General features: G+C 61.8%; 15 protein-coding genes and 1 pseudogene. 7 read left to right on the top strand and 9 right to left on the bottom strand.

Annotated elements, in window-relative coordinates; genetic code table 11:
- Positions 1-244: 244 nt before the first annotated feature.
- From EFD55_RS06250 to EFD55_RS06235, 4 genes are all read right to left on the bottom strand, one after another.
- On the bottom strand, positions 245-952 hold the full coding sequence (locus EFD55_RS06250; RefSeq protein ID WP_125843741.1) for a methyltransferase family protein: 708 nt from the start codon (positions 950-952) through the stop codon (positions 245-247).
- A 202-nt stretch (positions 953-1,154) separates the two neighbouring features.
- On the bottom strand, positions 1,155-1,556 hold the full coding sequence (locus tag EFD55_RS06245) for a hypothetical protein (RefSeq protein ID WP_125843740.1): 402 nt from the start codon (positions 1,554-1,556) through the stop codon (positions 1,155-1,157).
- 251 nt (positions 1,557-1,807) lie between these two features.
- On the bottom strand, positions 1,808-2,206 hold the full coding sequence (locus EFD55_RS06240; RefSeq protein ID WP_125843739.1) for an ester cyclase: 399 nt from the start codon (positions 2,204-2,206) through the stop codon (positions 1,808-1,810).
- 88 nt (positions 2,207-2,294) lie between these two features.
- A complete protein-coding gene (locus tag EFD55_RS06235) occupies positions 2,295-2,870 on the bottom strand; it encodes a transglutaminase-like cysteine peptidase (RefSeq protein ID WP_125843738.1) in 576 nt (191 codons plus the stop codon).
- 191 nt (positions 2,871-3,061) lie between these two features.
- Here EFD55_RS06235 and EFD55_RS06230 point away from each other — a divergent pair, with 191 nt between their 5' ends.
- Entirely contained in the window at positions 3,062-4,213 is a 1,152-nt protein-coding gene (locus EFD55_RS06230; RefSeq protein ID WP_125843737.1) for a serine-rich family protein, read from the top strand.
- A 186-nt stretch (positions 4,214-4,399) separates the two neighbouring features.
- Here EFD55_RS06230 and EFD55_RS06225 read toward each other — a convergent pair whose 3' ends face one another.
- Genes EFD55_RS06225 through EFD55_RS06215 form a run of 3 tightly spaced genes read right to left on the bottom strand, consistent with a single transcriptional unit; the run spans position 4,400 to position 6,568 of the window.
- Positions 4,400-4,798: a Fur family transcriptional regulator gene (locus tag EFD55_RS06225; RefSeq protein ID WP_085737688.1), complete on the bottom strand. Its 399-nt coding sequence runs from the start codon at positions 4,796-4,798 to the stop codon at positions 4,400-4,402.
- Positions 4,795-5,607, bottom strand: coding sequence for a zinc ABC transporter permease subunit ZnuB (gene znuB / locus EFD55_RS06220; RefSeq protein ID WP_125843736.1), 813 nt, complete (start codon positions 5,605-5,607; stop codon positions 4,795-4,797). Before znuB ends, EFD55_RS06225 begins: the two co-directional genes overlap by 4 nt.
- Positions 5,600-6,568 (bottom strand): ATP-binding cassette domain-containing protein, encoded by a 969-nt coding sequence (locus tag EFD55_RS06215; RefSeq protein ID WP_125843735.1) that lies wholly within the window; start codon positions 6,566-6,568, stop codon positions 5,600-5,602. The genes znuB and EFD55_RS06215 overlap by 8 nt, the downstream gene beginning before the upstream one ends.
- Positions 6,569-6,669: 101 nt before the next feature.
- Between EFD55_RS06215 and EFD55_RS06210 the strand changes: the two genes are divergently transcribed.
- Both EFD55_RS06210 and zigA read left to right on the top strand, forming a co-directional pair.
- Positions 6,670-7,698: a zinc ABC transporter substrate-binding protein gene (locus tag EFD55_RS06210; protein ID WP_125843734.1), complete on the top strand. Its 1,029-nt coding sequence runs from the start codon at positions 6,670-6,672 to the stop codon at positions 7,696-7,698.
- Between the two features lie 137 nt (positions 7,699-7,835).
- Positions 7,836-9,056 (top strand): zinc metallochaperone GTPase ZigA, encoded by a 1,221-nt coding sequence (gene zigA, locus EFD55_RS06205; RefSeq protein ID WP_125843733.1) that lies wholly within the window; start codon positions 7,836-7,838, stop codon positions 9,054-9,056.
- A 169-nt stretch (positions 9,057-9,225) separates the two neighbouring features.
- On the opposite strand, the pseudogene EFD55_RS06200 reads toward zigA, so the two are convergent.
- Positions 9,226-9,992: pseudogene (locus EFD55_RS06200) on the bottom strand (IS5 family transposase).
- Between the two features lie 96 nt (positions 9,993-10,088).
- Here EFD55_RS06200 and EFD55_RS06195 point away from each other — a divergent pair.
- Positions 10,089-10,364, top strand: a complete 276-nt coding sequence (locus EFD55_RS06195; protein WP_125843732.1) for a hypothetical protein — start codon at positions 10,089-10,091, stop codon at positions 10,362-10,364.
- 334 nt (positions 10,365-10,698) lie between these two features.
- Here the strand turns inward: EFD55_RS06195 and EFD55_RS06190 are convergent, their stop codons facing one another.
- The gene (locus EFD55_RS06190; RefSeq protein WP_245438400.1) at positions 10,699-11,016 is read right to left on the bottom strand and encodes an RcnB family protein; all 318 of its coding nucleotides are present in this window, start codon (positions 11,014-11,016) and stop codon (positions 10,699-10,701) included.
- A gap of 293 nt (positions 11,017-11,309) precedes the next feature.
- Here EFD55_RS06190 and chrA point away from each other — a divergent pair, with 293 nt between their 5' ends.
- The 3 genes from chrA (at position 11,310) to EFD55_RS06175 (ending at position 14,509) form a co-directional block, all read left to right on the top strand.
- The gene (gene chrA / locus EFD55_RS06185) at positions 11,310-12,548 is read left to right on the top strand and encodes a chromate efflux transporter (protein WP_125843731.1); all 1,239 of its coding nucleotides are present in this window, start codon (positions 11,310-11,312) and stop codon (positions 12,546-12,548) included.
- A gap of 96 nt (positions 12,549-12,644) precedes the next feature.
- Positions 12,645-13,028, top strand: coding sequence for a VOC family protein (locus EFD55_RS06180; protein ID WP_125843776.1), 384 nt, complete (start codon positions 12,645-12,647; stop codon positions 13,026-13,028).
- A 149-nt stretch (positions 13,029-13,177) separates the two neighbouring features.
- Positions 13,178-14,509 (top strand): hemolysin family protein, encoded by a 1,332-nt coding sequence (locus EFD55_RS06175; protein ID WP_125843730.1) that lies wholly within the window; start codon positions 13,178-13,180, stop codon positions 14,507-14,509.

Here is a 14,509-nt window from a genome sequence, read left to right as displayed (position 1 = left end):
TCGTCGCTGGCGCTCCTCAGCCCCCTCATCCGACCCTTCGGGCCACCTTCTCCCCGCTGGGGAGAAGAGGGAGCAAGTTGCTTTCGCACGTTTCCACGGAGCCTTCAAAGGGCGAGACGCCGCTACGATTCCGCTTCTCCCCAGCGGGGAGAAGATGCCGGCAGGCAGATGAGGGGGTGAGCGACGACAGGAGCGAATGCACGGAGCGTTAGCGAAGGGCAAATGATCAGGCGCACCTCGCCCCTTACCAAATCCCCGGAATCCAGCGCCACCGCACCCGAGCCATATACTCCGCATAGCCCTCCAGCCCCTTGCGCAATTCCGCCTCCTCTCCCAGCGTCCGGCCAAAGAGCACGACCACCAGCAGGCCGGCGGGGATCAGCGCGTAGAGTGAGCCGAGCGACAACGCCATGCCGAAGCCGAGCAGGATGGCGGTGGCGTACCCGGGATGGCGGATGGTGGCGTAGGGGCCGGTGTCGATCACCTTGTGGTCGCGGTCGGTCTGGATGCGCACCGTCGGCTCGAAATGCCGGTTGACCGATTGCGCCCAGGTGAGGCCGAGATAGCCCGCGGTCAACAGGATATAGCCGATGAAGACGACCCAGCCGGGCTGCGGCGCCCAGTGGAAACGCCCGTCGTCGAAGGCAGCGATGGGAAGAATGGCGGCAAAGAGGATGATCGTCAGCGTGGCCACCACGGCGTCCCACGGCTTGGTGCCTTTCTGATACTTGCTGCGCGCCGCAAACAACTCCGGATTCGTCCGCCGGATCCAGACGATCGCGACCGCCGTCAGCCCCAGGAAGAAGACGAGAAAGCGCCAGCCGCGCGGCCAGTCGAGCGTGCCGGCCGGCCAGAACAGCGCGGCAAACATGATGATGAGGGTGATGGCAAGCGATACGAGCGATGGCGCCGCCGCCAACGAGCGACCGTGCCGGCTATCCTCTGGCGTCATGATTTTTCTCCGCTCCTGCTGCCCACAGTGACCGCCCAAGTCTAGCAACCCTGCACGGAATTTAGGAAGTGAAACGCGCAACGACCCGATAGCGGCGCGGTAGATGAAAACCGCCTCTCATCGTCGCGACAGCCTTGCCTCCCGCATTTGCAGTGCCGGAGACCACAGTTGCCGCCATGACGGATATCGTTAAAAAACCGCCCTACTCGGCCGCTTCCAGAAACTGGCTGTTCCGTGAGGAGGAAGCAAGAGCCTGCACCCTGGCTTCTGTCTTGGCGATCAGCTGATAGAACTCGTCCTGCGCTTCGACATCCAGTTGAATGACGGCATTGACCTCGTCGGGCGTATCGCAAACGCAGGCGACCGCCGAAATCGGACAGATGCCGCCGGGATAACGTTTGCCGGTTCCGGTATAGGCGCGACGGCCCCAACGCTCGGAATGAACAGTCTCTTCCCGATCGAGATGGAGGATCGTCCCCTTGCAGGCCGTCACGATGGCTGCCTTGCCGTAGGCGAACCAATGATAGTTCAGCTTCCGGAGAATATATTTGCCAGTGATGTCCTCGCCGGCGAGTTCGGCAGGGTCTTCTATCATTCTGATCATGACGGCTTCCCTTAACGTTTGAGGAATATCCGTCATCTCTTCTTGCGCGGCAAGTCGAAAAATGCATGTTTTATAGACACTTAGTCACAAAGTATTTCCGATTCTTACAAGGTGCAGGCACAAAGCACCTTCTCGGACACACAATTCTTCGTCGAATTTACCGCAGCCTGCACCCGTTTTTCGCCTCGGGCTCGCTGTGGTCCCGGCATCGGCCCAAAGCCGAGCCATCCCCGGAAAACGACTCTGCGCGATCAATTCTGGCTCGCAAGCTGGGCTTCGATCGCCGCCTTGTCGATAACAGACCAGACCTCGACGATCTTTCCCTCGCGAAATTCGTAGATCACGTTCTCGGTGAAGAAGACGCCTCTGCCATTGACGTCGAGGCCAAGGAATTTTCCCATCGGCCTGCAATCGAAGCCGAGCCGGCACGCAACGTAAGGCGGATCGGAAATCAACATCATAACATCGAAATAAAGGTCCGGAATCTCATCGAAATCCCGCTCCAGCATCTCGATGTAACCAGACAGCCCGACCCGCCGGCCATTGTGGATCACGCCGTCATCGACGAACCGCCCGAGACTGGACCAGTCCTGCCCGTTCAGGCAGGCAATGTAATCCCGATAGAGCTGAGAGAGGTCGGTTTTCGTCAAGCGATTGCTCCTGGCTCGGATTCCCAGGGAAAGATAGCGCTTGGATCTGCACTTGCCAGCGGCGAGCGGCCGCCTTGGGGCGTTCGGTTCAGGAGAACTCGCCTGCACGGGGACCGGCAAGCGTGACGCGCCAGCCCGTTCGCGATTGGAAATCTTGAGTGGCCAGAAACGTATAACCCGTCATACGCCAAAGCCGCACGGCATTGGTCAGATTGTCGAGCACATAATCGCCGCCGTCCGTGCGGGCAATCAGAACGACATGGTTCTGATCGTGCGGTCCGATCACGACGGAAAGCGCCAGCCTGTTTGACGGAAAACCGGCTTCGATCAGGTCCTTCATTTTCTGGAGAGCATAGTCCTCACAGTCGCCATGACCGGCAACCGGCAGAGACCAGACATCCCTATTCCCGGAAGATGGGCCATCTTCCGCAGGGATGATACGTCCATTTACGGCGCGATTGACCTTTTGAAGAAGCGCTATTCCTGCCTGATCGCTCAACTGTTGCGCCGCCATCCTGCCGCACAGCCACTTGTACTTGGCACAGGCCGCGGCGAATCCCACGGGCGCGCCGATGCTGCGCGTCACCGGCAGCGACGATCCCGCAACAGCTTGAAAATGCAGGAGAATGAATAAAAAGGCAGCGAGCGAAAACAGACGCTTCATAGCCGATTCCCTTTATTTGGTATGGGACGATAGCACAGGCAGAATAAAAATTTATTAAAATTTTATACTTGCGAATTTAACTGTAATATATGAATGAGACAGATTAACCATAGTCTATCCTTCGTGTTAATAGATCATTAGTATAAAATATCTCCTCATTAAGGGTTATTTAACCTTGGGAGATGATTGAAATGATCAGCAGAGCAGCGAAATTCAGCCTCGCAGTTGCTTCCCTTCTGGCAAGCAGCAGCTTGGCAACGGCAGCCTCGGCAGTCGTTAATTGCAAGGCCGCAGTTCGCGGCACCCTCGAATACAGGCTGTGCATGCCGACCAGATCAATTCAGGCCGACAGCAAGTTCAGCCCGAACGATAAGGATCGCAGCAGCGAAGACGTCGGTGGCGGCAAGAAGACCTCCAGCACCGGCTCGGTCGCCAGCAACGGGACCGGTGGCAGCAACGGTAATAGCCGCGACGCTGGAGACAACGGCGGAAAAGACGACCCCGGTAAGGGCGACAACGATGGCCACGGTAAGGGCGACAACGACGGTCACGGTAAGGGCGACAACGACGGCCACGGCAAGGGCGACAACGACGGTCACGGCAAGGGCGACAACGACGGCCACGGCAAGGGCGACAACGACGGTCACGGCAAGGGCGACAACGACGGCCACGGCAAGGGCGACAACGACGGTCACGGCAAGGGCGACAACGACGGCCACGGCAAGGGCGACAACGACGGCCACGGCAAGGGCGACAACGACGGCCACGGCAAGGGCGACAATGACGGCCACGGCAAGGGCGACAATGACGGCCACGGCAAGGGCGACAACGACGGCCAGGGCAAGGGCGACAACGGCGGCAAGGGCAAGGGCGACAACGGCGGCCAGGGCAAGGGCGACAATGGCGGCCAGGGCAAGAGCGACAACGGCGGCCACGGCAAGGGCGACAACGGCGGCCAGGGCAAGGGCGACAATGGCGGCCAGGGCAAGAGTGACAACGGCGGCCAGGGCAAGAGTGACAACGGCGGCAAGGGCAAGAGTGACAATGGCGGCCAGGGCAAGAGCGACAGCGGCGGCCAGGGCAAGAGTGACAATGGCGGCCAGGGCAAGAGCGACAGCGGCGGCCAGGGCAAGAGCGACAGCGGCGACCAGGGCAAGAGCGACAGCGGCGGCCAGGGCAAGAGCGACAGCGGCGACCAGGGCAAGAGCGACAGCGGCGACCAGGGCAAGAGCGACAATGGCGGCCAGGGCAAGAGCGACAACGACGGCCAGGGCAAGAGTGACAACGACGGCCAGGGCAAGAGCGACAACGGCAACCCAGGCAAGGGCGGCAACAAGGGCTGACCTAATGCCGGCCGGGATTGAACTCGACCAGCGACAGAATGCAAAGATGAGGCCGGTTTCCGGCCTCATCTTTTGTCAGGTTGAGTTTCCGTCGACTCCACCACTTTCAGGAAGATAGGTGGCTGGATTCCTGCGGCAAGCATCGCAATGAGGAAGGTGAAACGACCTCATTCCGGCCCGCGCGTCTTACGCCGCACAGGCCTCGCACAATCCGCGGATCTCGATCGTCGTCTTCTCGGGCTTGAACTTCTGCCCGCGCACCCAGGCCATCAGGCGGTGGTCGACCTCGTGGTCGTGGAACTCCATCACCTGGCCGCAGCTTTCGCAGATGGCGAAGGCGACGATGCCGTGGCTGTGGCAATCGTCGCCGGGATGGGCGCAGGCGACGAAGGAATTGATGCTTTCGAGCCGGTGCACGACACCGTATTCGAGCAGCTTCTCCAGCGCCCGGTAGACCTGCAGCGGCGCGCGAAAACCGTGATCGCGCAGCTTGTCGAGGATAGTATAGGCGCTGAGCGGGCCTTCGGCCTTTTCGAGCACGTCGAAGACCAGCGACTGGTTCTTGGTGAGTTGCGGTGTCGTCATGAGCCTTGTCCTTGCATGACCGTGCGGTGGCGCCGGGGTAGCAGGCTGAGAATGAAGAGGATCAGCGCCGCGACCACGATCGAGGGGCCAGACGGCGTATCGTAGGTGAGCGAGCCAAACAGCCCGCCGACGACGGCGGCCGCCCCGATCAGCGAGGCAAGCACCGCCATGATCTCCGGCGTGACCGAGAAGCGCCGTGCCGCCGCCGCCGGAATGATCAGCAGCGAGGTGATCAGCATGATGCCGACGATCTTCATGGCGATCGCGATGACGACGGCCATCAGCAGCATGAAGAAGAGTCGCGCCCGCTCCGGCTTCAGCCCCTCGGCCTCGGCAAGCTCGGCATTGACGGTTGCCGCAAGCAGCGGCCGCCAGAGCCAGGCGATCGCCGCGAGCACGAAGAGCCCGCCGCCCCAGATCAGCGCGATATCGGTGGTAGAAACGGCAAGGATATCGCCGAACAGGAAGGCGATGAGATCGATCCTGACCCAGCTCATGAAAGCGACCATGACGAGGCCGATTGCAAGTGTGGCATGCGAGAGGATGCCGAGCAGCGCATCGGCCGACAGCGCCTGGCGCTTCTGCAGGAAGAGCAGCAGCACCGACACCAAGGCGGCGACGGCAAAGACGGCCAGCGTCAGGTTGACTTCGAAGAGCAGCGACAAGGCAACGCCGAGCAGCGCCGAATGGGCGATCGTATCGCCGAAATAGGCCATGCGCCGCCAGATGATGAAGCAGCCGAGCGGCCCGGTCGTCAGCGCCAGCCCGACCCCAGCAAGGATCGCCCGCACGAAGAAATCGTCAAGCATGGCGGCCCTCCCCGCTGCGGGAATGGGCGTGTTCATGGGCATGATCGTGCGCATGCTGACCGTCATGCGCATGGGCATCATCTGCGTGTGAATGATCATGGTCGTGGTCATGCGGGGCATGCGCGTGCTCATGCGGGGCATGAGCGTGATGCCCGTCATCGGGGCGGCAGTGATCCGTCACAGAACCGTCGGCATGGCGCACGCGCCCGTCCGGCAAATGCGTATGATCGTGGTGGTGGCTGTAGACGGCAAGCGTCTGGGCAGCCCGGCTGCCGAACAGGCGCACATATTCCGGGCTGCGGCTGACAGCTTCGGGCGTGCCGCGGCAGCAGACATGGCCGTTCAGGCAGATCACCGTATCGGTCTCGGCCATGACGACGTGGAGATCGTGCGAGATCAGCAGGATGCCGCAGCCGCTCAAGTTGCGGATCGATTTGATGAGGTCGTAGAGCGCGATCTCGCCGGCGAAATCCACCCCCTGCACCGGCTCGTCGAGCACCAGCAGGTCGGGTTTGCGGGCGATAGCACGGGCCATCAGCGCCCGCTGGAATTCGCCGCCGGAAAGATGCTGCACCTCGGCACCGAGCATATGGGCGATGCCGGCCGCTTCGAGGGCCGCGTGCATGTCTCGCTCCGGCAGCGGGCCGGTCAGCGTCATCAGCCGGCGCACCGTCAGCGGCAGCGTCCAGTCGATCGAAAGCTTCTGCGGGACATAGCCGACTTTGAGACCGGGCTTGCGCTCCACCCTGCCCTCGTCGGGCTTCAACACGCCGATCGCCGCCTTCGCGCTCGTCGATTTGCCGGAGCCGTTCGGCCCGATCAGCGTGACGATCTCGCCGCGCGAGACGGAGAAATCGACGCCGCGCACCAGCCAGCGGCCGTTCCTGAGAACGCCGACATCCTCGAGCGAAACCAGCGGTTCGCCCCTGACACCAGCGGGAGCATTTGCGGGAGAGAGCATCAAATTTTCCGAAAGTGCTGTTGCGTCCTGCTATCGCACACGTTATAGCATAACGCAATTGATGTAATAACATAACATTTGCAATTCAAGCGGAGCCTATGATGAAACGCGCCCTGGGGCCTGCCCTGAAAACCCTGGCCCTTCGAATTCCGGCCGTTCTCGCCATGCCGGCCCTTACCATCCCCGCCCTTGCGATCCCCGCCCTCCTCTCTGCCGGCACGATGCGGGCCGCAGACGCGCCCGTCGTCGTCACCTCGATCAAGCCGATCCATTCGCTGGTCTCGGCGATCATGCAGGGCGTTGGCGAACCGGAGCTGATCGTCGACGGCGCCGCCTCCCCGCACACCTACAATATGAAGCCTTCGAACGCGCGGGCTCTGCAGGAAGCCAAGGTCGTCTTCTGGGTCGGCCCCGGCCTCGAGGCCTTTCTCCAAAAGCCGCTTGAAGCGCTGGGCACAAATGCCAGCATCGCCGAGCTCGACAACGCGCCGGGCCTCGTCAAGCTGCCCTTCCGCGAAGGCGGCGCATTCGAGCCGCATGATGACGGAGACGAGCACGAGGAGGCTGACGCCACGCATGGCGCCGAGGCTGATCACGACCACGAGCACGGCACCTTCGACACGCATCTCTGGCTCGACCCGATGAATGCCAAAGCCATGGCCGCCATGATCACCACGACGCTAGTTGCCGCCGACCCCGCCAATGCACTGACCTATCAGGGCAACGCCAAAGCTCTGGATGACAAGCTGGATGCGCTGGACAAGGAGATCGCCGCCGCCGTCGCCCCGGTCAAGGACAAGCCCTTCATCGTCTTCCACGACGCCTACCAGTATTTCGAGCACCGCTACGCCATCCGCGTCGCCGGCTCGATCACCGTCAGCCCGGAAACCATTCCCGGCGCCGAGCGCGTCTCGCAAATCCACCGCAAAGTCGGCGAACTCGGCGCAACTTGCGTCTTTGCCGAGCCGCAATTCGAGCCTCGCCTGATCGATGTCGTGATCGAAGGCACCCGCGCGAAGTCCGGCGTGCTGGATCCGGAAGCGGCGACCCTGAAGGCCGGCCCCGATCTCTACTTCACCCTCATGCGCGGCATTGCCGACAGCATGAAGGATTGCCTCTCCAGCGCGTGACCCCTCATGCCGGCTCTGTGCGTCCGACCGGACGCGCAGAGCTTGGGAGAGCCGAGGCGGAAGAAGGCGGCGACACCCCCGTTCCGCCTTTTTTCGTTTCCATTTATGTAATGATATAACATAAAATGAGGTAATCGATGAATATCAGGCAGAAAGACAACAGACTTCCGGTCACAGTGCTCTCAGGCTTTCTCGGCGCGGGCAAGACGACCCTGCTCAACCATGTGCTCGCCAATCGCGAGGGCCTGCGCGTCGCCGTCATCGTCAACGACATGAGCGAGGTGAATATCGACGCCAGCCTGGTGCGCGACGGCGGCGCCAATCTCTCCCGCACCGAGGAGCAGCTGGTCGAGATGACCAATGGCTGCATCTGCTGCACGCTGCGCGACGACCTCCTGAAAGAAGTCCGCCAGCTCGCCGATCAGGGCCGCTTTGATTACCTGCTGATCGAATCCACCGGCATCGCCGAGCCCCTGCCCGTCGCCACCACCTTCGAATTCCGCGACGAGAACGGTGAGAGCCTCTCGGATGTGGCAAGGCTGGATACGATGGTGACCGTCGTCGATGCCGCCAACCTGCTCGCCGATTATACCTCGGCCGATTTTCTCGCTGACCGCGGTGAAACGGCGGGCGACGGCGACAACAGGACCATCGTCGACCTGCTGGTCGAGCAGATCGAATTTTCCGATGTCGTGGTGCTGAACAAGATCGGCACGGCAAGCGATGAACAGCGCGACGCAGCGCGGAAAATCATCATCGGCCTCAACCCGGACGCCAAATTGATCGAGGCAGATTTCGGCAAGGTGGCACTGAAGGAGGTGCTCGGCACCGAACGTTTCGATATCGACAGGGCCGAGACCCATCCGCTCTGGTACAAGGAACTGCACGGCTTCCGCGACCATGTGCCGGAAACCGAGGAATACGGCATCCGCTCCTTCGTCTACCGCGAAAAGCGGCCCTTCCATCCGGCCAAGCTGCAGGCCTTTCTCGACAAGACATGGCCGGGCGTTGTGCGCGCCAAAGGCTTTTTCTGGCTGGCGACCCGCCCGCACCATGTCGGCGAGATCAGCCAGGCGGGCGCCATCGTCCGCACCGGCAAGATGGGCCTGTGGTGGGCAGCCGTGCCGCGTGAACAATGGCCCGATGAATCCGGCTTCCTCAGCGCCCTCAACCCCTATCTCAACCCCATCTGGGGCGACCGCCGCCAGCAAATCGTCTTCATCGGCGCCGACCCGATGGACGAGGCGTGGATCAGGAAGGAACTCGACGCCTGCCTGGTGGAAAGCGATGCGTTCACGCCCGAACGCTGGCGCAATTTTCCCGATCCCTTTGCCAGCTGGAACCGGCAGGCGGCATGAAGGCGACGGCGATCAGGTCTTACCGCTGCGTCTGCAGCGAATGTGATCCGCTGCCGCCGATCGAGGGGTTGCATCCGCGGACGTTTGAGCCCGCGGACGAAACGCCGCGCAAGGCCAAAGGATTACTCGGCGTCATTGCTGAACGGGTCATGCCGTCACGGCGGCAGGACTAGGCCGTGGACTCGTTATGGCGGAGAATGAGGCGAATACAAGCAAGCTTTGTCATGGCGAGGAGCGTTACGCCCAGCTTGTCGTACCGGGTCGCAATTCTTCGGTAGCACTTCAGCTTACTGAAGAAGCGCTCGATGAGATTTCGCTTCCTGTAAAGCCACGGACTGAAGACGATCGGTCTCTTTCGGTTGGATTTCGGTGGGATGTTCGCCCAAGAACGCCTGGTTCTCAACTTTGCGCGTAGCCAATCGGCATCGTAAGCCTTGTCAGCAAGCAGCATTCCGCCAGGGGAAGGTCATTGAGCAGTTCACTGGCTGCAGTTAGGTCGTGGGCGTTACCGGGTGTGATGGCAACTTTGATTGGCAGCCCGTTGCCATCAGTTACGGCATGGATTTTTGTCGTAAGACCGCCCCGACTTCGTCCGAAGCAGCGATCCTGATGATCAGCCTTCAGTGTTGCCGCCAATTGATGTACGCGAACGGAAGTGCCATCGATCATTGTCACATTATCGTCCGACGGGCTCGTGAGAGCATCCATCAACCTGTCCTAGATTCCAGCTCTCATCCAGCGTCGAAACCGGTTGTAGCAGGTCGTATAGGGGCCATATCGTTCCGGCATGTCGCGCCATGGCGCACCGGATCGCAAAACCCAGAAAATGCCGTTCAAGACTTTTTGGTCGTCAACACGAGGCACACCACGCGGTTTGTTGGGCAACAGTGGCTCGATCACGCGCCATTCGAAGTCGGTCAGGTCATATCTGTTCATACGGAGCCTGGATTATAATTCACAGCGACAGGAAAGCCTTCTTCCTTACGGACGTTGAACCAGCTTATGCTGCGGATGCAGCAGCAGGAAACAAAGATGAGCCTGAATATCGTAGTTGAAACCATCGAAGGTTTTGAACATCCAGCATGGGACGCCGTACGCCATGGACCAGATCGTGTGATCGCCGCGATCTTAACGTCTTTGCCAAGCATCGAAATATGCGACTATGAGGGCGACCAGCTTCTCAGGCCAGCCAACTTCACGCTGTGGAGGAACGCAGCACCGGATGATTCTGAAGCAAGGTCGAGATACTTGGAGCTGATGAAAATCCTCGAAACGGAGCCGAACTATTGGCTCCATCTGAGCTATTGAGGAGACTGGCTCATTCTGGCAACGATCGCCGCCAATACGATTTATGAGTTCACAGCCTAAGCGATCACAACCGACACGGCGAGTTTGGCGCAAACGCCGCTCCACCCACCCTCATTCCTGTGCTCGTCACAGGAATCCAGTGCGCCCAAGTCCTTGGGCGCGGGAAACGCTGCCTGTATGGGAGTCATTCACGGCGCCGACGCGCCGTGGCTGGATTCCTGTGACAAGCACAGGAATGAGGGAGGACAGAGAGCGACATGCTTATCGAGACGGTGTCGCTTGCCCGCCTCAAAACCGGAAAAGGCGGCCGAAGCCGCCCTCATTCCTCCATCGATCAACGCCCGGAAATGATGCTGGAGATGACGCCGTTGGTGATGCCGATCAGCAGGAAATCGTGGTCGGCGCGGACCCAGCGATAGCCGTGCGGCGGAGGTGCCAGACGGTAGCGGCGGTAGTCGTGGACGTCGGAAAACCCACGGCGTTCGCCGGCAGTGACGCGGTATCCCTTCTTCCAATGCGGCCGGACGACCGTTCTTTCGACGATCACCTTCTTCTCGACGACAACAGGCGGGTGGCGAAAATCACCCGCGCTCGCCTGGGAGGCGACGATCGGCGAAAGGAGGAAGGAAGCGGAAAGAAGGGCTGCGAAGATCTTTTACATGTGCGGTTCCTCGTGTTGGGCACGGGAGAAAACTAGGGTCGGGAAGATGAACCGAAACTGAAATAAAAATTAAACTTCCGTAAGGAAATCCATAATCTGCGGTCACTTTCTAATATTTTAGATAAGCCTTATACGCCCACATATCGCCATCGTGCGCACACCGTTGACCTCAGGCCGATTATCCATACAGTCGCCCATCAATATCGACCTTTGAAGATGTGAGCCGGGATGACGACGAGATATGGACGACCAGCAGCACGCGGGCTCCGATACCGGAGGTGGCGATGAACGCCCGTGACGACGCCCTGCCCGTTGCCGGCCCTGCCGAGGGCTCGCCGCTCGAAGTTCTCCGTGTTTTCCTGAAGCTCGGCCTCACCTCCTTCGGCGGGCCGATCGCCCATCTCGGCTATTTCAGGGACGAACTGGTGGTGCGGCGCAAATGGATCGACGAGGCCGATTATGCCGATCTCGTCGCGCTCTGCCAGTTCCTGCCGGGCCCGGCTTCCAGCCAGGTCGGCTTCTCGCTCGGCATCCTCCGGGGCAACGGCCTTGCGGGCGGGCTTGCCGCCTGGTGCGCCTTCACGCTGCCGTCGGCACTCATCCTCCTTGTTTTCGCGCTCGGCGCCTCCGCCTTCACCGGCCCCGTTGCGGAAGGTCTGCTCCACGGCCTGAAACTCGTTGCCGTCGCCGTCGTCGCGCAAGCGATCTGGGGCATGGCGAAGAGCCTCACGCCGGATCGGCAACGCGCCGGCATTGCCCTTTCGGCAGTCGCCATTGCGGTCTTCACAGGCGGATCCTTCGGCCAGGTCGGCGCGATCGCGCTCGGATCGGCCGCCGGCCTGTTCTTCTGCCGTTCCGAAGCGCCTGTTGTTGCCGGCCATCTCGGCTTTCCCGTCTCGCGCAGGAGCGGCGCGATCGCGCTCGCCCTCTTTGCTGCCTTCTTCCTCGTCCCGCCATTCCTTGCCAGTGCGACCGGCCACCAGGCAATCGCGCTCTTCGATGCCTTCTACCGCTCGGGTGCGCTGGTGTTCGGCGGTGGCCACGTCGTGCTGCCGCTGCTCCAGGCGGAGGTCGTGGCGCCCGGCTGGGTGACGAATGAATCCTTCCTCGCCGGCTATGGCCTGACGCAGGCAGTGCCCGGGCCGCTCTTTACCTTCGCGGCCTATCTCGGCGCTGTCATGGAGCCGGCGCCGAACGGATGGGCTGGCGCCGCCATCGCGCTTGTCGCCGTCTTCCTGCCGGGCCTGCTTCTCGTCTACGGCATGCTGCCCTTCTGGGATGGGCTGCGCTCGCGCCCGGCCATGCAGGCCGCCATGCGCGGCGCCAACGCTGCCGTCGTCGGCATTCTCGGAGCAGCGCTCTATAACCCGGTCTGGACGAGCGCAGTGCTTTCGCCGCCGGATTTCGCGCTGGCGCTCGCCGGCTTCATGCTGCTCACCGTCTGGAAAGCGCCGCCCTGGACCATCGTCCTCCTGCTCGCGGCAAGCTGTGCCCTGCGCGGCGCGATGGGCGCCTGGCTCTGAAAATCGGATTCGATTTTCGCAAGGATCGGGCGCAGATTCAAAACCATCGAGCACCCCACGCGGGATCGCCCGATGGAAAGCACAACGGAGGAAACCATGCCCGGCATCAGCATGCGCTATATCGTCGACGACGTCGACGCCGCGGTGGAATTCTACACCAGACATCTCGGCTTTTCGGTCGCGCTTCGCCCTGCTCCCAGCTTTGCCATCCTGACCAGGGATGGCTTTCGTCTGCTCGTCAGCGGCATGACGGGACCGGGCGGAGCGTCCCAGCCAATGCCCGACGGGCGAAAGCCGGAACCCGGCGGATGGAACCGCATCCATATCGAAGTCGAGGATCTGGAAGCGGAGGTCGCCACGCTGCGCAAGGCCGGCGCGCGTTTTCGCAACGAGATCGTGCAGGGCGTCGGCGGCAAGCAGATCCTGCTCGAGGACCCGGCCGGAAACCCGATCGAACTTTTCGAAGCGCCAAAGAAGTGAAGGCATCGGCCGTCCGGCCCGGGACGCTTGATCGCGGCGAAGACGGGACGGCATCGCCATCGCCCACGGCTAGAATGGCGGCCGCGCCTTGCCAGCCGTGCGCGAGCGTGTAGTTTCGGACTCGCACCAATTCAGAGGCAAGGAAAAACATGTCCGAATCCGCGGGCGGGCTCTACGACTATGTCGGGATACTCGCCGTGCTTTTTCTCGTCGCCGCCAATGGCTTCTTCGTCGCTGCCGAATTCGCGCTGGTGTCGGTCAGGCGCAGCCGCGTTACAGAACTGGCCGCGGCGGGGCGCATGAATGCCTCCGCCCTTCAGCGCGCCGTCGACAATCTCGACGCCAACCTTGCGGCCACCCAGCTCGGCATCACCATATCTTCTCTCGCCCTCGGCTGGGTCGGTGAACCCGCGCTCGCCCACCTGATCGAGCCTCTGCTCGCGTGGCTGCCCGGGGAATGGGCGAGGACCGGCGCCCACACCGTCGCGATCGTCATCGCCTTCGTTATCATCACCGCGCTGCACATCGTGCTTGGCGAGCTTGCGCCGAAGAGCCTGGCGCTGCAGCGCAGCGAAGCCACCTCGCTTGCCGTCGTGCGCCCGCTCGGGCTGTTCCTCGTGCTGTTCAAGCCGGCGATCTTCACGCTCAACGGTATGGGCAATTTCGTGCTGCGCGCCGTCGGCCTTCGCGCCGGAACCGGGGAATCGTCGTTTCACTCGCCGCAGGAGTTAAAGCTCCTCGTCGCCGAGAGCCACGAGGCAGGCCTCCTGAACCAGGTGCAGCAGCAGCTCGTCGAGCGGGTATTCAACATCGGCGAAAGGCCGATCTCCGACATCATGACCCCGCGTCTCGACATCGAATGGTTCGATGCCGACGACAGCGAGGCCGAGATCCTGAAGACGATCCGCGAATGCACCCACGAGCAGCTGCTGGTCGCCCGCGGCTCGATAGACGAGCCGATCGGCATGGTGCTGAAGAAGGATCTTCTCGACCAGGTGCTCGACGGCGGCAAGGTCCGGCCGATGGCGGTGATCAAGCAGCCGCTGGTGCTGCACGAGGGCACCTCGGTCGTGCGCGTGATCGACAGTTTCAAGGCCTCGCCCGTGCGCCTTGCCATCATCATCGACGAATATGGCAGCCTGGAAGGCATCGTCACCCAGACCGACCTGCTCGAAGCCATTGCCGGCGACCTGCCGGGGGCCGACGAGGAGCCCGACATCATCATCCGCGAGGACGGCTCGCTGCTGATCGATGCGATGATGCCGGCCTTCGACGCTTTCGAACGGCTGGGCCTCCGGGAACGTCCGGATGCCGATTTCCATACGCTGGCGGGCTTTGCCCTGCATCAGCTCCAGCACATCCCCGAAACCGGGGAAACCTTCCTCTTCGAAGATTGGCGCTTCGAGGTGATCGACATGGACGGCATGCGCATCGACAAGATCCTCGCGATGCGCATCCCCGCGGATGGGGCTGAAAGCTAG

Source organism: Rhizobium pisi, from assembly GCF_003938655.1.
Taxonomy (GTDB): Bacteria; Pseudomonadota; Alphaproteobacteria; order Rhizobiales; family Rhizobiaceae; genus Rhizobium; species Rhizobium pisi.
The sequence above is the reverse complement of the archived record's forward strand: the minus strand, read 5'-3'. Positions and strand labels throughout refer to the sequence as shown.

What these genes read in the sequence shown, in the direction of transcription:
- EFD55_RS06215 (WP_125843735.1), bottom strand. Translation starts at nt 6,568, where the DNA reads ATGCTCTCTCCCGCAAATGCTCCCGCTGGTGTCAGGGGCGAACCGCTG.
- EFD55_RS06250 (WP_125843741.1), bottom strand. Translation starts at nt 952, where the DNA reads ATGACGCCAGAGGATAGCCGGCACGGTCGCTCGTTGGCGGCGGCGCCA.
- chrA (WP_125843731.1), top strand. Translation starts at nt 11,310, where the DNA reads ATGAACGCCCGTGACGACGCCCTGCCCGTTGCCGGCCCTGCCGAGGGC.
- EFD55_RS06175 (WP_125843730.1), top strand. Translation starts at nt 13,178, where the DNA reads ATGTCCGAATCCGCGGGCGGGCTCTACGACTATGTCGGGATACTCGCC.
- EFD55_RS06195 (WP_125843732.1), top strand. Translation starts at nt 10,089, where the DNA reads ATGAGCCTGAATATCGTAGTTGAAACCATCGAAGGTTTTGAACATCCA.
- zigA (WP_125843733.1), top strand. Translation starts at nt 7,836, where the DNA reads ATGAATATCAGGCAGAAAGACAACAGACTTCCGGTCACAGTGCTCTCA.
- EFD55_RS06235 (WP_125843738.1), bottom strand. Translation starts at nt 2,870, where the DNA reads ATGAAGCGTCTGTTTTCGCTCGCTGCCTTTTTATTCATTCTCCTGCAT.
- znuB (WP_125843736.1), bottom strand. Translation starts at nt 5,607, where the DNA reads ATGCTTGACGATTTCTTCGTGCGGGCGATCCTTGCTGGGGTCGGGCTG.
- EFD55_RS06210 (WP_125843734.1), top strand. Translation starts at nt 6,670, where the DNA reads ATGAAACGCGCCCTGGGGCCTGCCCTGAAAACCCTGGCCCTTCGAATT.
- EFD55_RS06245 (WP_125843740.1), bottom strand. Translation starts at nt 1,556, where the DNA reads ATGATCAGAATGATAGAAGACCCTGCCGAACTCGCCGGCGAGGACATC.
- EFD55_RS06230 (WP_125843737.1), top strand. Translation starts at nt 3,062, where the DNA reads ATGATCAGCAGAGCAGCGAAATTCAGCCTCGCAGTTGCTTCCCTTCTG.
- EFD55_RS06225 (WP_085737688.1), bottom strand. Translation starts at nt 4,798, where the DNA reads ATGACGACACCGCAACTCACCAAGAACCAGTCGCTGGTCTTCGACGTG.
- EFD55_RS06180 (WP_125843776.1), top strand. Translation starts at nt 12,645, where the DNA reads ATGCCCGGCATCAGCATGCGCTATATCGTCGACGACGTCGACGCCGCG.